Source organism: Streptomyces sp. NPDC002076 (assembly GCF_053593835.1).
This window is the reverse complement of record NZ_JBSFDI010000009.1, coordinates 291,871-308,415: the sequence shown is the minus strand read 5'-3', so window position 1 is coordinate 308,415 and position 16,545 is coordinate 291,871. Positions and strand designations below refer to the sequence as shown.

Annotated in this window: 13 protein-coding genes and 2 pseudogenes; 5 read left to right on the top strand and 10 right to left on the bottom strand. The window is 68.4% G+C overall.

Annotated features, from left to right (window positions below):
* Positions 1-11: 11 nt before the first annotated feature.
* From ACWCQS_RS21465 to ACWCQS_RS21455, 3 genes and pseudogenes are all read left to right on the top strand, one after another.
* Entirely contained in the window at positions 12-296 is a 285-nt protein-coding gene (locus ACWCQS_RS21465) for a hypothetical protein (RefSeq protein WP_451005927.1), read from the top strand.
* 295 nt (positions 297-591) lie between these two features.
* Positions 592-1,425, top strand: coding sequence for a hypothetical protein (locus tag ACWCQS_RS21460; protein WP_451005887.1), 834 nt, complete (start codon positions 592-594; stop codon positions 1,423-1,425).
* 78 nt (positions 1,426-1,503) lie between these two features.
* Positions 1,504-1,677: pseudogene (locus tag ACWCQS_RS21455) on the top strand (transposase); the annotation flags it as partial.
* On the opposite strand, the gene ACWCQS_RS21450 reads toward ACWCQS_RS21455, so the two are convergent.
* The 8 genes from ACWCQS_RS21450 to ACWCQS_RS21415 all read right to left on the bottom strand — a co-directional run bounded on the left by ACWCQS_RS21450 (position 1,634) and on the right by ACWCQS_RS21415 (position 13,155).
* Positions 1,634-2,065 (bottom strand): hypothetical protein, encoded by a 432-nt coding sequence (locus ACWCQS_RS21450; protein WP_451005925.1) that lies wholly within the window; start codon positions 2,063-2,065, stop codon positions 1,634-1,636. The pseudogene ACWCQS_RS21455 and the gene ACWCQS_RS21450 sit on opposite strands and share 44 nt — an antisense overlap.
* A gap of 36 nt (positions 2,066-2,101) precedes the next feature.
* Positions 2,102-2,641 carry an SMI1/KNR4 family protein gene (locus ACWCQS_RS21445; protein WP_451005886.1) on the bottom strand — a complete coding sequence of 180 codons (540 nt, stop codon included), beginning with the start codon at positions 2,639-2,641 and terminating at the stop codon, positions 2,102-2,104.
* 17 nt (positions 2,642-2,658) lie between these two features.
* The gene (locus ACWCQS_RS21440; protein ID WP_451005885.1) at positions 2,659-7,395 is read right to left on the bottom strand and encodes a DUF6531 domain-containing protein; all 4,737 of its coding nucleotides are present in this window, start codon (positions 7,393-7,395) and stop codon (positions 2,659-2,661) included.
* Between the two features lie 584 nt (positions 7,396-7,979).
* The gene (locus tag ACWCQS_RS21435) at positions 7,980-8,396 is read right to left on the bottom strand and encodes a hypothetical protein (RefSeq protein WP_451005884.1); all 417 of its coding nucleotides are present in this window, start codon (positions 8,394-8,396) and stop codon (positions 7,980-7,982) included.
* Positions 8,397-9,105: 709 nt separating this feature from the next.
* Positions 9,106-9,561 carry a hypothetical protein gene (locus tag ACWCQS_RS21430; RefSeq protein ID WP_451005883.1) on the bottom strand — a complete coding sequence of 152 codons (456 nt, stop codon included), beginning with the start codon at positions 9,559-9,561 and terminating at the stop codon, positions 9,106-9,108.
* 43 nt (positions 9,562-9,604) lie between these two features.
* Positions 9,605-10,081, bottom strand: coding sequence for a hypothetical protein (locus ACWCQS_RS21425; protein ID WP_451005882.1), 477 nt, complete (start codon positions 10,079-10,081; stop codon positions 9,605-9,607).
* Between the two features lie 89 nt (positions 10,082-10,170).
* On the bottom strand, positions 10,171-11,988 hold the full coding sequence (locus tag ACWCQS_RS21420) for a VWA domain-containing protein (RefSeq protein WP_451005881.1): 1,818 nt from the start codon (positions 11,986-11,988) through the stop codon (positions 10,171-10,173).
* Positions 11,989-12,075: 87 nt separating this feature from the next.
* Positions 12,076-13,155, bottom strand: coding sequence for an AAA family ATPase (locus tag ACWCQS_RS21415; RefSeq protein WP_451005924.1), 1,080 nt, complete (start codon positions 13,153-13,155; stop codon positions 12,076-12,078).
* Positions 13,156-14,152: 997 nt separating this feature from the next.
* Between ACWCQS_RS21415 and ACWCQS_RS21410 the strand changes: the two genes are divergently transcribed.
* Complete coding sequence (locus tag ACWCQS_RS21410; protein ID WP_451005880.1) at positions 14,153-14,722, top strand: DUF4158 domain-containing protein; 570 nt, start codon at positions 14,153-14,155, stop codon at positions 14,720-14,722.
* A gap of 516 nt (positions 14,723-15,238) precedes the next feature.
* Here the strand turns inward: ACWCQS_RS21410 and ACWCQS_RS21405 are convergent.
* Positions 15,239-15,400 carry a hypothetical protein gene (locus ACWCQS_RS21405; protein ID WP_451005879.1) on the bottom strand — a complete coding sequence of 54 codons (162 nt, stop codon included), beginning with the start codon at positions 15,398-15,400 and terminating at the stop codon, positions 15,239-15,241.
* A gap of 352 nt (positions 15,401-15,752) precedes the next feature.
* Here ACWCQS_RS21405 and ACWCQS_RS21400 point away from each other — a divergent pair.
* Positions 15,753-15,932: pseudogene (locus ACWCQS_RS21400) on the top strand (IS256 family transposase); the annotation flags it as partial.
* Positions 15,933-16,210: 278 nt separating this feature from the next.
* Here the strand turns inward: ACWCQS_RS21400 and ACWCQS_RS21395 are convergent.
* Positions 16,211-16,510: a hypothetical protein gene (locus ACWCQS_RS21395; RefSeq protein ID WP_451005878.1), complete on the bottom strand. Its 300-nt coding sequence runs from the start codon at positions 16,508-16,510 to the stop codon at positions 16,211-16,213.
* Positions 16,511-16,545 lie beyond the last annotated feature (35 nt).

Genomic DNA, 16,545 nt, shown 5'->3' with positions numbered 1-16,545 from the left:
CCGGGTGCTGCTTGAGCAAGTGGCAGGCGCACTACCGGTTGGCCCTCGTCTGGGCGGACGGCGGCTACACCGGCAGCCTCGTCGAGCACTGCCTGGCCGCGTTCTCCCTGGCCCTGGCGATCGTCAAACGCAGCGACGACATGCGTGGCTTCGTGGTGCTGTTGTCGGGATACGCCCTTCTGTGCCCAGGCGGGTACGGAGAAACGTGCCCGCTTTCCGCCTCCCTCCGGTCCCGTGCATCCTGGTCAGTGCTGCGAAGAGGGTTGAATGCGCAGGGGGTCAGCGGCCTGTCATAAGGTCCCGGCAAGAGTCCCCAGTCCTTTCGGAGCGCCTGTGCCCCGCCTTGCTCGCCTTGTGACTACGCTCGCGGCCCCTCTCCCGTTCTCCGGGGCCGACGCAGCGCCTCATCTGGAGCCCCGGCCCACATCGCGGCTCCTCGTACAGCGAGGGGACACAGAGCTGATCGCCCAGGAAGTCCAGCCGCCGGCCACGGCCTCGACCATCTCCTTTCCCGCGCCCTGGCCTTGCCGGTTCGGCACGAGCGCAGTGTCGCCTGCCGCTGACCTGGTTGTCTTCGCCGGACCGCATGCAGTGCGAGCCGTCGACCAGACGGGAAGCCCACGGTGGGAACTGCGGCACCGCTGCTGGGCAGGCTGCGCGGGGCACACGGACTTCTCCGAGTACGCGGACGACAGAGACCACCGCTATGCCAACCGTGGCTCGGCCGGTTTCTCCTCGGACGGGAAGACCGTGTGGGCCCATGTCCACGGTCCTCTGGAGCACGACGCCCCGGACCACGACCGCGGGGAAGAGTGGCTGGTCATCGACGCCGCTGACGGCACGGTGCTGGCCCGCACCCAGACTCGCACGGTCGCGGCGGGCTCCGTCCACGTTCCGCATCCGGACCCCGGCCAGATGGGTCTGACCATCGGAGAAGGCCAGGACGGATCACCCCTGCGCTGGGGGAAGTGGGACGGTCACGCCCTCATTGTCCACAGCTTCGGCGACGAGGACCGTGTCCTGCTGGGGGTGAGCCCGAGCGGAGATCGTCTGCTCACAGTGACCCATGACCAGGACGTTCTCGCCGTTCATCTGGTCACCGACGGCTCCGTGGTGGCCGAACTGAACGCGGACGTGCTTCCCCTGCATCCCGCGTTCGAGGAGGAGACCACAGATGACGAGGCGCAGGCGTTCTTCGACTACGAGGGCGGCTTCGTCGACGAAAACACCCTCGTCGTCGGGACCGTCGAGAGCGACGAGGAGTTCGGCACAGGCCGGCACTGGCTCGTCGACGCGGTCCACATGCAGCTGATCGACCAGATCACCTATCCCTTCGAGGTGTCCGGCCTGCCCAGGGCTCTCGGAGACGGCACCTGGTACACCGTGTCCAACCTCGATCACGCCCTCCACATCTGGGCTCTGTAACGGCGCTGCCCACGATCAGGCGTACCCGGACGCTGAGCACGCTCACCTGTACGCGGCTGGGTACGTTCGCGTGTACGCCGACAGCTGTCCAAGCGGTGGGTCGTCGAGCGCCTCTTCGCCCACCTGATGCGCACCCGCCGCCTGGCACGCGACTACGAACGCCGCACCACCAGCGCCGAAGCGATGATCTACTGGTCGATGGCCGGGCTCATGACCCGCCGCCCGGCCCCGCCACATCGCGGGCGAGTGTGAACCGGCCCGGCGCCAGCTCGGCCAGCCAGCCGCGCGCGACCAGGCGTTTCGCCTTCGACCGCAGTGCTTCTACCCGGGCCAGCACCACGTCCATGCCGAACGCGGCGGCCATCTCCTGGCAGGCCAGTGCCCCTTGGCCGAGCCGGCCCCGATCCGCGAGGGCCTTGAGGATGCGCTGGTAGTCGGTCGACAACACCGACCAAGCAAGCCCCTGGCGCCACACCGGCATCAGCGTCTTCGGCTTCGCCGCATCCCGGGCCGTCGGCGGCGCGTCCGCATTCTGCGGATTCACGGCGGCCTGGGCCCTGGCGGTGTCGGCGTCGTCCGGAGCCAGCACTGTATCGACCCGTCTGCGGGCGATCCCCCACTCCTGCTCGGCCGCGGCCAGCTAGACCGCAGGCCACGGCTAACCAACACAAGGTCGTCAGGAAGTGTGCGTGAACTTGCCGAAGTCGTGCGGGCTGGTGGGGAACGCCGATGACAAGATGTCTGACTGAATGTCGCCTTCCAGCACGGCAGTTAGGTATTGGGCAAATCCGAGTTCGTGGAACTCCCAGCCTTCACCGCGTGCTTCGTTGATCAGTACCGCGTATTCGTCGGGTTCTTGGTCGGGAAGGATCCGCCAGAAGAGCCATTCGCCGTTGTCTGTCGTGCCCCAGGGAATGATGCGGCTTCCCTCCGGTTCGAGTTCGGCGGGTTTGTCTTCGAAGTCGAAGATGTCTTCGTATGCCTCTTCCCGTTCGGCGGTCAGCTTGGCGAGGTCGTAGTGCTGGTTCGGAGAGGACGGTGCGAGAACGTACAGGTAGCTGTCGATCCTGCCGCCGCCGACTTGCTCGATGAACTCCTTGTAGTCGGTGGGGAGCCGCACCTGAAGTTCCGACTCGATACCGGACCAGTCCTGCTGCTGTGCGCCGGATGTGTCCGCTCCCAGCATGCTGATCAGGCGCCGTACGTGCTCGTTCACTGCAACTGTCCTTTCATTCAGCGTTTTGGTTCGTTGGGGATGTAAATGCGGTTGGTGCCCGTGGTTGCGCCTTTGGGCATGAACTGGAATCCGTCGGAGCCTTGTGCCTCCAGCCAGACGCCTTCGGGGACGACGCTGTCTCCCTTGTAGACGGGAGTGACGGAGTATTCAATCACCTCCCCCTTGTCCACAGCCTTGCGTACTTGGGTTTCGTAGCGTCTCATCATGGGACTGTTGGCGTAGGAGTGCATGGTGACGAAGTTCCGCGGGTCTTTGTTGGATCCGCCGATCTGGGCGCCCAGTAGGTGGGCCCGGTTGAATCCTTTGTTGCTTTCCCAGCCAGCCGGGTCGACTCTCGGGTCGGTTTTTCCGCCCATCATGCTGCGGGTGAGGGTGGCGGTGACGCCTTGGGCCCTTCCGCCGGGACCGGGTTCCCGGTAGTGGACGCGCCCGCCCCAGGTGACGTCGTTCTCGTCGCAGGGTGTCAGGCCGAGCGGGTCGAATTGCTTGTGGGGGTTGGCTACGTAGGCGACGGGGTTGGGTGCGGGGACAAGGCCCAGGGGGTCAGGTGAGGTGTAGCGGCCGGTTTCGGGGTCGTAGTGGCGGAAGTAGTTGTAGTGCAGGCCGGTTTCCGGGTCGGCGTACTGGCCGGGGAACCGCAGGGGGGTGTAGGCGGTGGCGCCGGTGTTCCAGGCGGTGGTACCCCATACGGTGGTACGGGTCTGCCAGGCGATGCGTCCTTGTTCGTCGACGAGTTCGGTGGGGGTGCCGATCAGGTCGGTGACGATGGCGAAGAAGCGGGTGTCGAACTCGTCTTGGGTATGGGGCTTGCGTTCGTACTGGGTCAGAGGACGGTACCCGTCGTATTCCCAGGACAGGAGTGTGCCGGTGCTGGTGTTGGCTTCTTCGGCCAGCCGGGTGCCGTCCCAGGAGAAGTGGATCTCTTCTGCGGCCTGGCCTTCTGCGGTGAGGCGGCATTTGGCGGTGCGTCGCCCCAATGGGTCGTAGCGGTACTGCCAGACGGTGCCGTCGGGGGTGGTGCAGGAGGTGAGCCGGCCTTCTGGGTCCCAGGTGTAGCGCCAGATGTCCGGCTTATGGGACAGGCGCTTCTTGTGGCGTTCGACCACCCGGCCGGCCTCGTCGTAGCGGTAGGTGGTGCGTCCCGCGGTCAGCATCCGGGTGCGGTCCAGCGTACGTTCACCTGCAGCATCTGGCGTGGCAGGGCCGCCCGGCCAGTCGGCGAAGCTCTGGTTGCCCGCCGAGTCGTAGCGGTACGCCTCGGTCTGCTGAGAGCCGGTGGCGACGGTCAGGGGGCGGCCCATCGGGTCCAGCTGGAACTGCGTGGTGCGGCCGGTGGCGAGGTCGCTGATGCCGGTCAGCATGCCGTCGGCGCGGTAGCTGAAGTGGCGCTCGCGTATTCGGCGATCGCTGCCGTGCAGCGTCTGGTGGGTCAGGTGGCCAAGCTCGTCCCACTGCGATGTGAGCCCGGCGTGGTCACTGAGGATCCGCTGGATCTCGCGGCCCAGCAGGTCATGTTCGAAGGCCAACTGGTGTGCCTGGCCCAGTTGCAGGCCGGTGCGGTTACCGACGGCATCCCAGGTTTCCTCGCTGACTGCTCCGGTGGGAGTGGTGCGTCCGGTGCGCTGTCCGAGTGCGTCGTAGCGGTAGCGCATGGTGCGCCCGTCGACCGTCTCGGCTAGGACACGGCCGGCGGCGTCGTAGGTGCGGGTGAGCTCTGAGGTGGCGGTTCGGGCGTGCTCCAGCCGTCCGGCGGCGTCGTAGGAGTAGTTGGTGCATGCCCCGTCCACGTCCTTGGTGACGAGTCGGCCGACCGCGTCGTAGGTGAATGTCCAGGTGCGGCCGTCCGGCATACGGCGTGAGGCCAGTTGCCCGGCGGCATCGAAGGCGCTGGTGATGGTCCTGCCGTCGAAGTCCGTCTCCGAGAGGAGTTCACCGCGCTCGTTGTAGCGAAAACTCCAGGTCAGGCTGTAGGGATTGGTGACAGCGGTGAGACGCCGTTCGGTGTCGTAGGTGAAGGTGTATGTGGATCCGTCCGCCAGCACACTCGAGCGCAGGAGGTCGAAGGGGCCGTAGGTGTGGTGGGTGGATGTGCCGAGCGCTTCGGTGTGCTGCAGGCAGTTGCCCTCGCCGTCCCAGTGCCAGGTCTCGCGCGTGCCGTCGGCCGCAGTGCGTTCGAGGAGGCGGCCCTCTGCATCCCAGGCGAGGGAAGTCGTGGCGCCGAGGGCGTCGGTCAGCGAGACGACCCGGCCGAGCGCGTCGCGATGGCATTCGGTGCGGGCGTCGCGGGCGTCGGTGAGGGCCAGCGGCAGTCCGGCCGGATCGGCTTCGATCGTCAGTACCGCCCCCAATGCGTCCGTCATGGTGGCGGGCGCACCCGTCGGGTGGTGGGTGTAGCGGGTGACGGCGCCATCCGGGCCGATTACCAAGGTGCGGTTGCCGTGCCCATCGAATTCCTGGCGGATTTGTGAACCGTCCGGGCCCGTCCACCGGGTCGGCAGGTGGAGGTCGTTGTATTCGGTTCGGCTGGTGGCGCCGTCGGGAGCGGTGACGGTGACGAGGTCGCCGGCGGCGTCCCACTCCCAACGGGTCGTGCGTCCGAGCGGGTCGGTGCGGGAGAGCAGGTGGTCGTGGCGGTCCCACTGCTGGGTGGTGGTGTGTCCGAACGGGTCGGTGACAGTGATGATCTGGCCGCGCCGGTTGGCGCGGTAGATCGTGGAGTTCCCGAGGGAGTCGGTGTAGGTGGCGGTACTGCTGCCGTCCTCGCGGACGTCTCCGTAGGCGAGTCGGGCGTTGAGGATTCCGTCGGTGCCACGGGTTTCGATCACACGGCCGGCGGCGTCGTACACGTAGGTGAACTCGGTGTTGTTGGAGTCGCGCCAGCCGGTGATGCGATGAGCTTCGTCGTAGCTGAAGGCTGTCGCGGCGTCGACCGCGTTGCGTACCTCGGCAAGGTCCCCGGCTTCGTTGTAGCTGAAGGCGCGCAGTCGGAGTGCAGCGTCATCGGTGAGTGCGAACAAGCCGGTGACGCGATCGCCTTGGGGGCTGGTGTCGATCTTGATGCGGTAGCCGCCGGTGTGAGTGACGATGGTCGGGACGTCGTGCTCGTCGCGTTCCACCGTGACGGTGTTGCCGTTGCGGTCCTCGATGCTGACCAGCCACCACACGCCGTTTCGCGCCGCGGAAGCCTCGAAGTGGCGTATGAGCCCGGTGCGGGGGTCCTCTGCCGTCAGCACATACGTGGTGCCGCGCGTGACGTAGGTGAGCGGTAGCTGTACGCCTTCTGCAGGGCGCACCCGGTCGCCCGGCAGATCGGGCAGACGCGGGTAAGCGAGGGAGGAGCCGTCTTCCCGGTGCCACCAATAGCCGCCCAGCGAGTCGTCCTTCTCCAGGCGCTCGTCGAGCGTGCAGGCCCAGGAGGGACCGAAGGATCGGCCGATGGCGTAGCCGGACAGGTGGGTGCGCCGCAAGACCAAGGGCAGCACTCCAGGCAGTTCCACATCAGTCTGGGCCATAATCATCTGGCCGGTGGCCATGTCGATCGGGTCGCCACACGTGTCCTTGTTTTCCAGCGCGCGAGCCTGCTGGGACAGCTTCGCCGAGTCGATCTTCAGGTCCTGTTCCAGCTTGCGTCCGGAAGCAGGGGCGCCGCCGTGCCCCGCACTACCGCCTCTGTTCCCCTTGTGAGCGTCGATGCCGTGGAGCCGGTCTCCGATGTCGAGGTCGTTGTGCTTGTGCAGCCGGGAGGCGGCCCTGACCCGGTCCGGCACTGTCTCCGTGAGGTGCTTGGAGATCTTGCCGAGGGCCTTCTCGGAGCCATGTAGCGCGCCTTCGAGGACGGAGTCGAAGGCCCGGGTGAAGGGGTCTTTGCCCTTGGTGCGGCCGAAGAATCCCTTGGCCCGGCCGAGCGGTGCCGCGCTGTTCAGGTGCAGTTCGCTGCCGTGGAAGGAGACCTTGCCGGCGCCGCTCTCGAACTCCTCGTGGTCGATGTGGAGGTCGGCGCCACCACCGCCGCCGCCGCCCGCGGAGGCGAGGACGAAGCCGCCGCTCGCACCACCCGCCGAAGCCAGTTGCATGCCGCCATGTCCATGGCCATGAACGTGCCCGCCGGCATCATTACCGCCGACATGCGGGCCCGCGCCAGCCGGGTCGGGAGGCAGGGAGAATGCGTCGTTCGCCAGGTTCAGGACCGCGTCCTCGACCATCGCCTCCAGCTTGGCGTTGACCGGCTCGGTGACCTTGGCGATCAGCTCGTTCACGATCTGGTCGGCGGCCTCGTCGATGATACGTTTCACCAGCTGCCGCATGGCCGTGATCTCGGCCGCGCCCAAGACCGCGGAAAGGCCCCCGGTGAGGAAGGCGGCTCCGATCGACAGGCCCACCGAGCCCGCCATGACGGCGAGTTCGGCCTCGGCCTTCGTCTTCATCCCGAAGATGATGTCCGCGACCACGTCACAGGCATCGGCGAACAGACGGGCCAGCTCCGGGATCTTGTCCAGGTGGCCGGCCTTCACGTGGTTCCAGTGGGTCTGCATCGAGTGCACGGCCCAGCCCTTGGACGAGGCGAGGATCTGCTCCACCGCCTTGTGCGCATCCGCCCCGTGCCCCTCGAACTTGTCGGCGAACTCCCGCATGGCAGTCGCCATGTGACGGTAGTCGTCCTCGTCGACATTCGGGAAGTGAATGCCGATGTAGTCCAGGACCTGGTCCAGCCAGCCTGGAATCGTGTAACCCATCCCCCGTTCCTCCCCGTTGCTCTGCGCGTGCTCGCTCAAGCTGGTTTCACGCGTTGCGGTTGAGAACCTTAGTAGGCGTCAGTAACGCCTATGCAAGTCGCCCCAGTACATCGATGCACGTCAGCGGCAGGCTGCTGTCCAAAAATGGTTGCCAGCTGGCCTTGTCGTGCTCTTGCCGTTCAACGCCCCACACGTGGCTGGCCCGTAGGGACCTGTCGTACTGCTGATCCGGGACGGGCTTCTGCTGGTGGCAACGGTCTCGGCCTGCAGCCGGCTCTGGCGCAGTACGGCCTCGCGGCCGGAAGCGACGCCTGACGACGCGGGGTCCTCAGACGGGGACTACGCGGTGACACATATGGGTTGAGCCGCTCCAGGGTCAGGGGCGTCAGCCCCCGCCCCCGGTGAATCCGGGCGTCGGGCCCGGCACGCACCTGGCTGTCCATGGCCATGGACAGCTCCCACTCTCTCCATGACGGTCTTGGCGAGCGAGCGCAGGCGTTTGAGGCAAGCCGCTTGACCTCGCCGGGGTAGCTCCTGCGCGCAGTGTGCCACCGGATCGACGCTATGGGCGCAGCCCCGAATGCCTACACAGGGCCAGGAACGCCGCTGTACTTGGTCGTGTCACAGGCCACGCGGTTGATCTTCGCGAACTTCACGCAGACCTTCGTGTCGGTGCCGGTGTCAAAGGCCGACCAGGTGTAGCTCAATGTCTTGCCCACCCGGCGGGCGGTCTCCGTCCGTCCGAGTTGCTTGCCGTCCAAAGTGAGCCACACGCTTTTCGTCTTCACGGCTCCAGGCGGATTGGTCCAAATGGCCGTGACCCGGTTCCACCCGTTGCGGCCATGCAGACGAATGCAGACCTGGGGACCCGACCAGTGGTGTGTACAGGCGCTGGTCGAGGCGGCCGCCGGTCCCGCTGTCGGTAGAACGCAAGCCATGGCCATGGCGGCGCCCACACTCATGATGCGTTTCATGCGCTGCTCAACCTGGAGCTTTCGCACGATGCGACGGGGCGGCTCGCAAGATCACTCCGATGGCGGACACACGCTCTGGCGGTCGCGCCCTGCACAGCCGGCTATGGGCATGTCACGGCTGAGAGCGTCGTCGTCCTCCACAGCCTGCGTGCCCGCAACCACTACAGAAGCCGCCGTCATTGCACGGACATGGGCAGTGGCCTGGCACGCGGTGCCGGGCAGCGCGATTGCCGTCCTGAGCGGGGACGTCGAGAACGGGCGGTTCAGCGTTGCCCGGGTCGCGGGTGGTGCGCCGCACCGCCGCCGCTAGCAGGCCCGTGCGAGCCGCAAGCGGCAACTGGTCGAGGGCCCGAAGGCAGCTCGCCACGTTCGGGTCCTGGGGTCGGATGGGGGTGCGAGTGCACGCCAGGAGCTGTACGGCGGCCTCGGCTACGGCCCAGGCGAGGTCGGGTGCGTCGAGGTCGGCACGGTCCTGGGCCGGCATGTGGTCCACGGCGAGGGCCAGCAGCCTGACGAGTGGCAGGGCTTCGTCGTTGTCGGCGGCTGCGAGGAGGGTGTGGGCGTGGCGGAGGAGCTGGTGTACCAGCAGGTGGTGCTGTGGTGCTTCGGGAGCGGGCATGGTGAGAGGTCCTTCCGGGAGGTGCGGGCCGATGTGGTGTTCCCGGCCCGCTGTGCCAGTGGCGGAGAGGGGCCAGGGGCCCGGCTGTGGGCCCCCGGCATGCTCAACTGGGCCGGGTCACGCGGCTCCGGTGTGCCGTACGGCGGCCTGGTAGCTCTCCAGGACGAGGACGAGCTGGTTCATTTGCTGGGCGAAGCGTGCGGCGTGCAGGTCGGTGGTGTGGCCTGTGCTGGCGAGCAGGCCGGTGACCGGGACAGATGCCGCGTCCAGGCGGGGGTTGAGGACATCGCCGAGGCAGTCGCGAACCTGGGCGGCGTGGCGGCGCAGTTTCCCGTGGAGTCGGTCGGCCTCGCGGGCGGTGTCCCGGACGAGGCAGGCCAGCACGCCGAGCGCGGTACCGCGCTGCAGGCACTGGCCGGTCAGACGCCGGTAGCCGTCCTCGCCGAGGACCGTTCGTACTGACTGGGTGCCGGGCCCAGGGCTGATCTGCGGGTCGGAGGTCGAACGGGCGGGTGTGGAATGCATGTTGATCCGGGCTGCGGTGCCCCGGGGGCGGCTGATGTGGTGGGTCATGACTGGCGGTCCCTTTCCTGTCGAGCGGGCGATGGCAGGGGTGTCAGTGGATTTCGCCGTAGCGGCAGGTGCCGGTATGGCCTTCGTCGACCTTGAAGGTGTCGGGCACTGTGTCCGCCTCTGGGATGTCGCCGGGCTTGAGCGGCGGGCGGGCCAGATATGTGCCGAGGTCGGCGAGGTGCCGGACCAAGGCGAGCGGGACTTGGCCGGAGCATTCGGGGCAGGGGCCGAGGAGTTCGAATGCTTCGTCGTCGTAGATCGGGAAGCGCGCAAGGAAGACGTACTGCTCGCCGGTGTCGGGGCAGGTGGCGGTGGCCAGGACCGGCTCGCCTGGGGTGGTGCGGCGGCGCTGCCAGTCGGGGGCGGTGGTGATCTGGTCCAGGCCGAGGCCGAGGGCGGCGGCCAGCCGTACGGCGGTGCGGGCGTGTTCCTCGCCCCGGTAGCGGCCATGCGGGCTGACGGCGGTGTTGTGCCGGATGAACACGGCGGCGGCATGGGCGCGTTCAGCGAGTGACGTCATGAGCGTGTAGCTCCTTCGCGGTCGTGGTGGGTGAACGGTGACGGGGTGGCGGGGTGCCGCCCCGGGCCTACCGGGGCAGCACTGGCGGGTTAGGGGTTGGTGGCGGCGAGGGCGGCGGTGGCGGCCTTGCCGATCGCGGTGACGGCCTGGGCCGGGTCCGTCAGCTCCAGGAGGGTGGCGCCGGGCAGCGGGCGGGGGTCGGGTTCGAAGGCGAGCCAAAGCACCGCGCACCCCGCCGCACGGAGGGTGATGATGCGGTCGGCTGCACGGGTGGCCTCGTCGGGGCGGTAGCGGCCGTCGGAGGCGATCACCAGCAGGCGGCCCGCGCCGGGTGTGGTGAGGTCGAGGGCTGCGGTCAGAGCGTCGGCGGCCTCGGCGAGGCTGTGGCCGCCACCGTCGGCGTCGAACTCGGTCACCCGGGCCGGTGTGCGGCCGGGTGCGGTGATCGCGGTCAGGGCCCTGCGGTAGGCGACGGTTGCGGTGCGCGAGTCCGGGTCGGTCAGCGCGGCGGCCTTGGCGATGATCCAGGCGGCCGAGGCGATCGGGGCTGCGGCTGCGTGCATCGAGCCGGAGACGTCGACCGCAATACCCACCCGCAGGGGCGGGGTGGGGCCTTGGCATCGCTGGGTGCGGATCCAGGGCTGGGCGGTGGGGAGGGCGCCCGCCGCCTTCTGCGCGTCCCGGGCCAGGGCGCCGCGCATGCTCAGCCGCCCGGGCGGGACCGCCGACGCGGTGACGGTGACGGTGCGTTCCCGGTAGGCCGCCGCCCGCAACGCCCGGGCCAGCCGTCCCGCCGCTGCCTTCTCCCCGGCGGTGGGCGGGCGGGTACCGGTCACCGGGGAGGGGGCGTAACGGGACTTGCTGCGCTGGCTTTCGGGGGTGAAGGGGCGTGCCCCGGGTGTGAAGACCTTCTTGGCGATCTCGGCCGCCTGCCGGGCGTGGGCGGCCTGGGCTGCCTTGGCACGGGCGCGGGTGCTGCTGGCGGCATTGGCGCGGGCCTGGGCCGCCGCTTGTTCGGCTTCGTTCGCCGCCACTGCTGCGGCGATCTTGCCGACCACGTCGGCGAGTTCGCCCCTGGAGCCGGTGGGGTCGGGGGCGGGTTCCGGTGCCTCGGGGGTGGCTCCGAGGGCCTGGCACCAGGCCTCGGCGTGCTTGATCATCGCCTGTGCGTCGTCGTCGGCGGTGGCGTGGGCGGCCGTCCAGATCTGCGCGAGGGTGTTCAGCAGGTCGGGGCCGAGGAGGGTGGTCAGTGCCTCGTTGAGGGGCTGGGTTTCGTCCGGGTCGAGGATGCCTGCGTCCCGGCGGGCCAGGATCAGCCCCGCCGCCGCCCCGGCCTGCCATGGGTCGGTGGGCGTCTGGCTCGTGAAGTCCGGCAGGACCAGGCTTTGGACGGCGGCCCGCAGGAAGCCCCGGTCGCCGGGGCGGCGGGCCAGGTGCGCCTTCTCCACGCGTGCCTCTTCCAGGAGCTGGGCTGCCACATCGAGCGCGGTGCCGCGCAGGGCGGCTGGTGTGCTCCAGCGGCTGTGGGCGGCGTGGGCGGCTTCGTGGGTGAAGGCGCCCCAGGCGGCCGGGTAGCGCAGCTCGTCGCCGACTCGGGCGGGGTGGATGGTGGCGGGGTTGAGCGGGGCGAACAGGCCCGCGTCGATTTCCAGTTGGGCGAGGGCGGGGTAGAAGGCGGCCGGGGCGCCGGAGCGGGTGCCGGGCTCGCAGGTGACGATCACGTCCTCGCGTGCGGCCAGTTCCGGAAGCCGCTCCCCCAGGGCGGCGGAGATCCGCAGCCACTGCGCGGCCTGCGGGCGCGGGCGCGGCTCGTGGAGGGGGCCGCCGTCGTCCGCCCACCGGGCGAGGTCGCATTCCAGCTCGGTCAACGGGGGCGGTACGGGCAAAAGGTGCGCGGGTGCAGGCATAGGTGATCGAGCCCTTTCCGGGAGGAGGCTGGCGGGTGGTGGGGTGGCCGGGGGCCGGGTGTGTTCCCGGCCCCCTGGGCGGGTGTGTTAGAGCTGGCGGCCCAGGGCCAGGGCGGTGACCGGGCGGCCGATGGCCTTGGTGACGATCTCGGCGACCGTGTCGCGGTCCTCCAAGGGGGCGATGCCGACCAGGTTGGCGAAGGCGGCCTCGGTGCCGAGAACGTCGGCGATCTTCTGGAAGGCAATCAGCTCCCGCAGCTGCGGGGCCCATCCGACGTCTCCGGCCTGCTGGCTGGCGGCGAGGTGGCGGGCGATGCGCACCGCCGTGCGGTTGATCTTCAAGGCGGCGGCCAGGTCGTAGTCCGAGCCGACCTGGATCTGCACACTGAACCGAGAGGCGAGGGCTTCGGTGAGGACCGCGCCGTGCACGCCCGGGTTGTGTCCGGCGATCACGTAGAAGCCGTCAGCGGCGGTGATCGTCTCACCCCTGTGCGCCTTGACCTGGATCTGCCTGCGCCCGTCCATCGCCGGGTACAGGGCGGCCAGTACCTTCGGGGAGATCAGGGTGGCGTCGTCCAGGAGGAGGGCGCGGCCCTCCTGCATCGCGGTGACGAGGGGCCCGTAGATGAACTCGTAGCCGCCGCTTGAGTCCTGGGTGTACTCGCCGATCAGGTCACCGACCGTGGTGTCACCGTCCCCGGCCACCGTGATCAGGTCCGGGAACGCCGCCTCGATCAGCGACGTCTTCCCCGTCCCCGGCGGCCCGTACAACAACACCGGCACCTGCGCCCAGCGCAGGCGCTGCAGCGCCTCCACATCCGGCAGCTGTGCCAGCGCCCTGGGGTGGTACTTCTGCCCATTCGGTCGCGTGATGGGCCCCGACCTCCCGCCCGGTGAGGGGGACGTTGGTGCCTGCCTGGCCGACTGGTGCGGGACCGAGGTCGCCGGGCTCGGCGCGGGCGCGGGTTCCGGGGCCTGCTGGGCTGCGGCGCCCGTCGTGGGAGTCGCCTGGTAGGTGCGGGGTTTGGCGCCCGATCGGTCCGCTTCGCCCCGGCACACCAGCGTCTCGCAGGCATTGCCGACCGCCCCGCCCGAATGCCCCACCATCTTCGCCAACTCCGTCACCGTGAACACGGTTCCCGGGTTGGCGGCCAGGATCTTCGCGATCCTCGCCCGCAGTTCGCCCGGGCGAGCCTTGCCTACCGGACCCGGCGGCGGCCCCGCCGGGGTCGCGGGCGCACTCGGCGGCGCGGAGGCCGCCTGCGCGGATACTGGGGTGGACGATGCGGGCGCGGCAGGGCTCGTCATCGGGCGAATTCCTTTCATTTCTTGACCGGGAACCGATTAATTCGAATTCGGAAAATGACACCCTCGGTACACACTCCACCCGTCATCCGTTTTTCGGGCGGACCCCATCCGAGAGATTTCCTTTCCCGGCCTCCCTGGGAACAATTCAAATATAGCTCGACCTGCACTAGGCTTGAAGCGGGATTCCGGCTTGATAATGCTGGAATTCTCGTGAATTCACGACGGGTTTTCAGGGGAAATTGCGCCGGTACGACACAAGGCGTCGTGGCCTGCGGCACGTACGACCAAAACGCAGGCACACTGGTCGCCTGGAATGCACGTATTCGAGTGTGTGCTCGGATCCGCCTACTGGTGGGGACTGGGCCGGGCGCCCTCGCGGGTCCTCGGGCCGCCTCACGGTCTGGGCGTGCAGCGCCAGGGCGGACGCCGGCATAGGCGTGGGGTGTGAATCTGAAGGAAGTGACCAACAAGGTCGCTGGTTACGAGGCGAGTTGGCAGGCGTGCCGGCACGTGCGAGGGGGCAGCCGGGCCGTCGAGCTGCTGGAGATCGGGATGCGTTGCTGCACCGATATACAGTCGCCCTCACCCGAAAGTGGCTCGTAGAGCCCCTGGCCTGCGCTTTCGGGCGGTACGAGGGTGTCGTATCCAAGCGCGCACGCGGACGCGACGGTGGATACGGCACCGGATGCGACGGGGCGGACGCCATCGGGTCACTGAAGGGGTATTGCCGAGATGAGCCCAAAAGGGGCCACGGGATGATCTTGAAGCCGTGATCGCCTGACCCGTCACCCGTTCGGCTCAACGTCGTTGGTGGTGATGTTGATGTTGAGCTGTTGTCTGGGCCCGGGGCGGGATTGTGACCTCGATCGAGCGGACCGCGGACCCGCGGTTCAAGCGGCTGATCACCGCGCATGAGCTGCATCTGTTCTTCTCGCCGACTCGGGATGAGGTGGCGTGGGCGTCCGGGGCGACGGACTGCGATGAGCATCTGCTGGCCCTGTTGTTGATGTTGAAGTCCTACCAGCGCATGGGGTGTTTCCCGAAGATGGAAGACATCCCGGAGATGGTGGTGGACTTCGTCCGGCGGGTGGTGGAGCTGCCCGAGGGCACCCTGCCGCTGTACCGGACGGCGAAGACGGCGAAGAACCACCGGGGTCTGGTGCGGCAGCGGGTCGGGGTGGTCTACGACCAGGCCGAGGCCCGCAGGGTCGCGGAGGCGTCGATCCGGAAAGAGGCCGCGGCGAAGAACCGCCCGGCGGACCTGATCAACATTGCGCTGGAGAAGGTGGTGGAGGCCGGACTGGAGCTGCCGGCGTTCTCCACCTTCGACGCGATGGCCTCCACGGTCCGCAGGGAGGTGAACGCTGCGATCTGCGCGGGCATCCACGACCGGATGAGCGCGGTTTGCAGCGAGCCTCATGAGTGACGGCTACCGCAAGATCGAAGACGCGCTGCTCTACGTGGAAGATGGACGACGCCGAGCCGACGACAGACTCCTGCAGCGCGCCCTGCGGGCTTCAAGCTCGCCGCTGGCGCGGCCCCGAACGGCCCGGCGTTCCTACCCGTCGACCAGTGGGGCCACCTGGGCGCCGCCCGACCGTCGCCGGATGGCGTCGGCCGCGTTATCAGCCGCGCAGCGAAGTACGCGGGCCTGACCGGACGCCGCATCACCGGCCACTCCGGCCGGCGGGGCCTAGTCACCACCGGCCGCAAGAACGGAAAGCGGGTTGAGAAGCTGCGCATCCAGGGCGGCTGGTCGGCCAACTCGCCGGTGTTCTGGGAGCACATCGACGAGGCGAGATGTTCGAGGACGCCGCCACCGACGGAATCGCGGCCTGTGACCCGGCCTCCGGCGCTTGGCCCGGGCCCCATACGACCCACGTGAGGAGTGGAGGACTGTGGCCGCCGACTACGCCGCCCTCTGGAAGGCGCTGAACCCGCGTCAGCAGTTGTAGCTGAAGACAATCTTCGAGGAGGACCAGGCGCGGGAAGCCGCGCAGCGCGCCGCGGGCGCCTCGGGGAACTGGAACCGCACTCCCGCCTCCCACTGGCGCACGATCGACGCGTACCACGAACCGGCCGCACCCGACCTGGTGGGCCGCACGGATCTACAGTTCCGCTGGCGTGGCGCCGGGCATCACGACCAGGGCACCGGTTCCACCATCAAAGTCCTGGTGACGACCTGATCAGCACGGATGCACGGCCCACCCGCTTCGGGCTGATGCGCCAGGTGGCCATGACCAAGCAGGGCCGGGCCCTGATGCGGTGGGTCACGAGGCCGCGCGCCTCCCACATGGGAGCAACTCCCGCAGGCGCGGGGATGACTGGTCGTGCCAGCGGCCGGTCATCCAGTCGGTCGAGCAACCCCCGCTGGCGTGGGGCCGACGCGGGGACCGGCTCGTCGTGGTTCGGGCGTGTCCAATAGACGGCGGATCCGATGATCAAGGAGACGCCTGATGAGCGAGACCATCACCGAGCACGAGGCCGTGGAGGCGGCGGTCGTCGAGTCCGCCGCGGAGGCGGTGTCGGACGAGCAGTTGATCGCGATGCTGGTCGACCGTGCCCGCTCCGACGGGCTGCAGCTGACCGGAGAGGGCGGGCTGCTGGAGGAGCTGCGGAGCGCGCTGGACGAGACCCGGGTGTAGGCGATGGCAGAGCGAGTCGAAGCGGTGATCACGACGCCGACCAGATCGCCGGTTCAACCGGAGGGGCTGGATGCCCACAAGCATCGCTTGCCGAGCGGAAGCATCGTTCTCGCCTTCAGCGAGCTGTTGTGAACCCGCTGACGGCGTTGCACTTCTGCCTCGACCTGCCACTCCTGGCGCATCTCAAGGGCTGGCGGCGTTGGAGAACGCCGTTGGGTGTGAAGCCCGCCCACTCGATGGGCGAGCCCCACACCCGCGATGTATTTCGATCAGTCGCCGTTGAACACGAGGTATCTGTGCGGACGCTCCGAAACCACATCCAGTAGTTTCACCAGCTCCGACAGCGCCGCCGCCTCGTCGGCCTCGCAGAGTTCATGAAGTTGGAGCAGTTCTCCGCGTATATGCGATACCTGTGTTCTGTTGAACACTGTGTCGTCGTACTTGTCCACGCAGCCGAGCATCGCCAGACCTCGTTTTCGCGCAGATTCACAGATTGCGCCGATCCCAGGGTGTACTGACGTTGCCAGGATCTCGCCCGTATAGGTGCGCACCAGAATGCTGAGTGGCATTACCTCACCTTTTCTCTGACTTGGCTGACCCTCTA